At 38.8% G+C, this 5852-nt stretch carries 4 protein-coding genes; 3 read left to right on the top strand and 1 reads right to left on the bottom strand.

Annotation, left to right across the window (positions count from 1 at the left end; translation table 11 throughout):
- Positions 1 to 200 precede the first annotated feature (200 nt).
- Positions 201 to 1709, bottom strand: a complete 1509-nt coding sequence (locus tag AC3DU7_RS22925; RefSeq protein ID WP_488041607.1) for a hydroxysqualene dehydroxylase — start codon at positions 1707 to 1709, stop codon at positions 201 to 203.
- 424 nt (positions 1710 to 2133) lie between these two features.
- On the opposite strand from AC3DU7_RS22925, the gene AC3DU7_RS22920 reads away from it, so the two are divergent.
- The 3 genes from AC3DU7_RS22920 to AC3DU7_RS22910 are packed head-to-tail and all read left to right on the top strand — an operon-like array spanning position 2134 to position 5241.
- Positions 2134 to 4845: a DEAD/DEAH box helicase gene (locus AC3DU7_RS22920; RefSeq protein ID WP_488041606.1), complete on the top strand. Its 2712-nt coding sequence runs from the start codon at positions 2134 to 2136 to the stop codon at positions 4843 to 4845.
- A gap of 38 nt (positions 4846 to 4883) precedes the next feature.
- The gene (locus tag AC3DU7_RS22915; RefSeq protein WP_488041605.1) at positions 4884 to 5054 is read left to right on the top strand and encodes a hypothetical protein; all 171 of its coding nucleotides are present in this window, start codon (positions 4884 to 4886) and stop codon (positions 5052 to 5054) included.
- A gap of 10 nt (positions 5055 to 5064) precedes the next feature.
- A complete protein-coding gene (locus tag AC3DU7_RS22910; protein WP_488041604.1) occupies positions 5065 to 5241 on the top strand; it encodes a hypothetical protein in 177 nt (58 codons plus the stop codon).
- Positions 5242 to 5852 lie beyond the last annotated feature (611 nt).

Below are 5852 nucleotides of genomic sequence, written 5' to 3'. Positions count from 1 at the left end.
GAATAACTTTTTTGCTACTTTGAGGTAAGTTAATGTTAATTATTATTATGTTTAATTCCCTTCCTGGGAGGGGTTAGGGGTGGGTTTTATCCTTGTATGGGCAATAGCGTTATAAAAAAACCTTCTCCCTTTAAACCAATATTCTCTTCTGCCTTCTGCCTCCCTTCCACCAAGTTATAAGTATTCAAGCGGACATGATATTACAACCAAATATTAGGAAATATTGATTTTCCTATTTCTCTGACTGACTTATTAATTTTCCTGGCAAGTTGAATATGTTCCTCATCTTTTTCCACGGGAATAATATTAGCTTTCTCTCCTAAATTAAATTTATCTACTACTAAATTAGCTGCTTCTAAACCTGTTACATAAGCTTTTTCCTGAGACCATGAACCATGACGACTAACAATCCAATCTCCACTCATAAATACATTGTCAAAACTTGTTTTAGCAGAGAGTAAATATTGATAACTACCAGGAAAAAAGTGAGTAACAGCTTCTCTAACTCTAACCACACTTTGGTCAATAATTTCTGCTTCTATAAATTCTGGAATACAAGTTGCTAAATATATCTGTACCATTTTAATAATTTCCCCATCACTCAAAGGTAAAAACTGATTAGCATGATAAAAATCTACTTCTACAACTGTTCCTGGTTCATGGCGGAATTCATCATGTAAAGCATTCAAATCAAAAAACGTCCAACCTGTAGTCGTATCAAATCCAAAACAAGCATTAGAAGCACGAGGAATTGAAATCTTTCGGTCTAACCATAATCTGGTTCCTAATACATCAACTCCACCTAAATTATTAATATTTCTAAATTCTTGACGACTTTGCAGAGCCTCACTCCCTGCCATAATCTTTTTCATCCCACTAATACCAACAGCAAAGATTACCGCATCTGCTTCAAATATTTGGTCTTCACAAACAACCTTTGTTGCTTTGCCATTATCATCAACAATTAAGTCAGTAACTCGCTGTTTTGTCAGAACTTTTCCACCTAGACTTTCGATATTTTCTACCCAAGGTTTAAATATCATTTCTCCTACAGTACCGCGACACCAAACTACATCAAAATCTGGTTGGTGAGCTAGGATAAAATAATATAACATTCCCAATGCTGCAGCAGCCGAACATTGTTCTCCCGGAGCAAATAAACCAACTAATAACATGGCATTAAAAGCATCATCATATAATCTTTTTGTCACGCCATATTGTTTGAATAATTCTCTCGCTGTTACTGAATCGTATCTTCGCCAAGCTTCATCCGAATTGTCAAAATCTATTACAGAATAAAGCAGTGGCAGAGCAGAAAGGCGATCGCTCAAAGGCAACCGTTTAAATTGAGTATAAATAAATGTACCAAGAGGTGTTGGTAAAAGTGGTAAATCTTGAAAAATAGGTGATTCTACTTCTAACCCGGCAGGAGAATATTGAGCTGAACGAGTCCAGGGAGTGAATGGATCGAGGTTTAATTTATTGACAAGAGAAAATATGTTATGGTAGGGATACCAAAAACCATGTATCCCCACTTCTACAGAACGGCCCCCTGGAGTTTTCCAACCAGCAACTAAACCACCAGGATAAGGGCCAGCTTCTAGAAGTGTAACGTCATAGCCATTTTTGGCTAGGTGGTGAGTGGCTCCTAAACCAGCCCAACCAGCACCAACTACTACTATCTTTGGAGTTTGAGTTCCTGTTATCATACTACTTTTTTTTAAGTCAAAAATTACTGAATTTTTTTAGATTTTCTAGATCCAATATTCAGGCGAGTTTCCTAATTTGATTAATTTTATAGTAGTTCTCAGTGCTTTTATAGATAATATTTTGAAAGAGAAAGGAGATAAGAAGAGATTTAATAGTATTAGTTAAAAATATCTTAAAAATTAATCTCTAGAATAAAAAATTTTCCTATGTCGTTAAGATATTCAATTTTTTTTAAGTCAAAAATTAATTGTACTAATCTTCCTCTTGAAAACCTTCTATCTGATGATTTCTAACCTCAAGCCTGCGAACTCTACTTTGAGAGATGTAGTTAAAATCAAAAGATAGAGTCTATATTTACTGCTTAACTAAAAACAGGATAGACAATATCATAAAACCTTTATAAAGTCAAGAAAATAAATATTAGTGTCATACTCAACCCAGAACAGACAAGAGCTGGATCTGAAGACCTTATTTCCATTTGAATTAGACGACTTCCAGAAAGAGGCGATCGTCGCCCTTAACGCTGAAAAATCTGTAGTTGTTTGTGCCCCCACTGGTTCAGGCAAAACCCTAATTGGAGAATACGCCATCTACCGTGCCCTAAGTCGCGGGCGACGAGTATTCTACACCACACCCCTAAAAGCCCTTTCAAACCAAAAGCTGCGGGACTTCCGCGACCAATTTGGGGCAGAAAGAGTAGGGTTAGTCACGGGAGATACTTCAGTTAACAGGGAAGCACCAGTCCTAGTAATGACTACAGAGATATTCCGCAATATGCTCTATGGTACTCCTATAGGAGAAATAGGCACATCTCTAGAAAGAGTAGAAGCCGTAGTTCTTGACGAATGCCACTACATGAACGACCGGCAACGAGGCACAGTATGGGAAGAATTAATAATTTACTGTCCACCAGAAATTCAACTATTAGCTCTCTCCGCCACAGTAGCCAACAGCGACCAGCTTACAGATTGGATTAATAGAGTCCATGGACCAACCGAACTAATTTACTCTGACTTTCGGCCAGTACCTCTCCAATTTAATTTCTCTAACAGTAAAGGTCTTTTTCCTCTACTGAGTAAGAACCAGAAAAGAGTAAATCCCCTGCTCAAGCCTAAAAATAGACGAATAGGTAGAGATAACAGAGAAAAAAAACTAGAACCAATATTACCAACAGTTTTATCTCAACTCAAAGAGCGGGATATGTTGCCAGCTATCTACTTCATATTTAGCCGTCGAGGTTGCGATCGCGCAGTAGCAGAAATAGCACAAGCTAGCAACCTTACCTTGCTCGACGAAGCAGAAGCAACTAAACTGCAAAACCTAATTCAAAAATTCCTCACTCGTAACCCAGACTTAGCTCACTCCAAAAAACTCGAACCCCTAAGCAAAGGCATAGCAGCTCACCATGCCGGAATGTTACCAGTCTGGAAAGGTTTAGTCGAAGAATTATTTCAGCTAGGCTTAATCAAAGTAGTATTTGCCACCGAAACCTTAGCTGCTGGAATCAATATGCCAGCTCGTACTACTGTAATCTCTAGCCTCTCCAAACGCACAGATGAAGGTCACAGACTGCTAAAACCGTCAGAATTTCTACAAATGGCAGGTAGAGCTGGACGACGAGGGATGGATGTTCAGGGTTATGTCTTAACTGTCCAAACTAGGTTTGAAGGTGCGAAGGAGGCAACTTATTTAGCTACTTCAGGAGCCGATCCCCTGGTAAGTCAGTTTACTCCTAGTTATGGTATGGTGCTGAATTTGCTACAAACTCATACTGTAGAGGAGGCAAAGGAGTTAGTTGAACGTAGTTTTGGTCAATATTTGTCTACCCTTTTTCTGGAAGGAGAACGCATAGAGATTGAGCAACAGCAAGCAGAGTTAACCTCTTTGCAAAATAAATTAGGGATTTATGAAGAGAATGATTTGGTAAATTTAGAGCAGTTGCTGAGAGATTATGAGAAGATACGAGAAATAGTAAAAGAAGAAAAACGACTGCTGAAAATTTTGCAAAGGCAAGCAGAGGAAAATCGCATTAAGGAAATGTCTTTGTCTTTGTCTTTTGCTCTATCGGGAACTATTATTAGTTTAAAAGGAAAGCACGTTCCTACTGCGAAGAGAGCTGATGCTCAACCTATTGCTGCTGCTTTAGTTGCTAAAGTTCCTGGATCTGGTCAGTCTTCTTACTATGTGTGCTTGGGTAAAGATAATCGATGGTATGTTGTGGCAGCAATGGATGTTGTCAGTTTACACCCAGATTTACCTCGCTTAGTAGAGGTAGAACAGATGGAGTTGCCTGCTGAGATAGATTTTAGGTTAGGGCAATGTCGTAAAGGAGATGAAATTTATCTGAGTTTATCTCAACAAATTCCAGAAGTACCTCCACCACTAGATGCTCCAGAAGTTTTGGTGCAAATGCAGAAAGTTGCAACGGTGGAAGAAAAAATTCAGGAACATTCCCTGAAAGAATGGGGAAGTCCTCGTATTTTGCTGAAGGGTTGGCGACGAATGGGTATGTTGGAGATGGAAATAGGCGATCGCCAAACTGAGTTAGAAGATAAATTGGCACGCCACTGGCAGGAGTTTCTTAATCTCATTGAAATTTTACAATATTTTGGTTGTCTGCATGAAGTTGTGCCTACAGAAATTGGTCAAGCTTGTGCAGCGATCCGAGGTGATAATGAATTGTGGCTTGGTTTGGCATTGATGTCTGGTGTCCTTGATGAACTTGACCCTCATCATTTGGCTGCTGCTTGTGCTGCTTTGGTGACTGAGATTAGTAGACCTGATAGTTGGTCGCGTTATGAGTTGTCTATGGAAGTGGAGGATGCTTTAGGTGGTTTGCGTAGTTTACGACATCAGTTATTTCAGGTGCAGCGCCGGTATCGGGTAAGTTTACCTGTTTGGTTAGAGAGGGATTTGATTAGTTTAGTCGAACAGTGGGCACTGGAGGTGGAATGGCAGGTATTGGTGGAAAATACGAGTCTGGATGAGGGTGATGTTGTCCGGATTTTACGTCGGACTCTGGATTTTCTTTCTCAGATTCCTCATGTGCCTCATTTACCTGATGTTTTGCGCCGGAATGCTTATCGGGCTATGCAGTTGATAGACCGTTTTCCTGTTAATGAAGAGGTTAAATAATTTCAGAAGTCAGAAGTCATATCTAACTGATGAGACTTGTGTGTACCGTAGGTTGGGTTAAGCGGGAGCGCAACCCAACACCATCTCGGAAGTCAGAACTCAGAAGTAATTTCTATCTGAGCACCGTAGGTTGGGTTAAGCGGGAGCGCAACCCAACACAACCAGGGTTAACTTTTGCTTTCAAGCTACATCGATCAAATAAACCTTGACAATTCGACGGTGTTGGGTTTCGGGTACCTCAACCCAACCTACAACTTTACTAAGGGGGCAAAATCATACCCAGCGCTAGTAGGTTGGGTTAAGCAGGAGCGCAACCCAACACCACCAGGATTTTTAACTTTCAAGCTACCTCAATCGAATAAACCTACATGGTCAGCAAGATTTGCGATCGTGTAATTTTTCTGACTACTTACTTAGATACTGACAATTATTTTATATAATTTAAATTCCATGAAAAAATTTTGATAAAAAATTAGTATTATTCTACACCGTAATTATACCCGATAATCGAAATAAATTTAAATCAAAATTTTCAGTTGATGATAATTTCGTGGTTCAAGCGTTGGCGGAGCCTAGCGGCAGCTATATCGCCAATTAGAACCTATTAAACAGCGCCAATTATAGAGATAGCCTTAAGGCTTAACACTACATCTATATATTCTTTGCGTAAGTCCTGACCAGAAAGAAAAGAAGATAAAGAATTTGTCAAAAAACCAGATTTAGCCCTCAAATTAATTCATAAAACTTTGTTGAAAAAATATCGTCCTGGTGTAGTTTTAAAAGTCCGGATAATTAGGGCCATACACCAGGTTTCTTGTTTAGATGCATAAATTTTGCTCCTCAAGATAAATGATTATATAGAAACGTGAAAAAAACTATATGAAGGAAAAAACAATTCTATGTGTAGTTTTAAAAGTCCAGATAATTAGGGCTATACACCAGATTTCTTGTTTAGGTGCATAAATTTTGCTTCTCAAGATAAATGATTTTATAGAAACGTGAAAAAA

The sequence above is a fragment of the Okeania sp. genome (assembly GCF_983059655.1).
The sequence above is the reverse complement of the archived record's forward strand: the minus strand, read 5'-3'. Positions and strand labels throughout refer to the sequence as shown.

Excerpts from the sequence above, each read along its gene's own strand:
- AC3DU7_RS22925 (WP_488041607.1), bottom strand. The coding sequence starts at position 1,709 with ATGATAACAGGAACTCAAACTCCAAAGATAGTAGTAGTTGGTGCTGGT.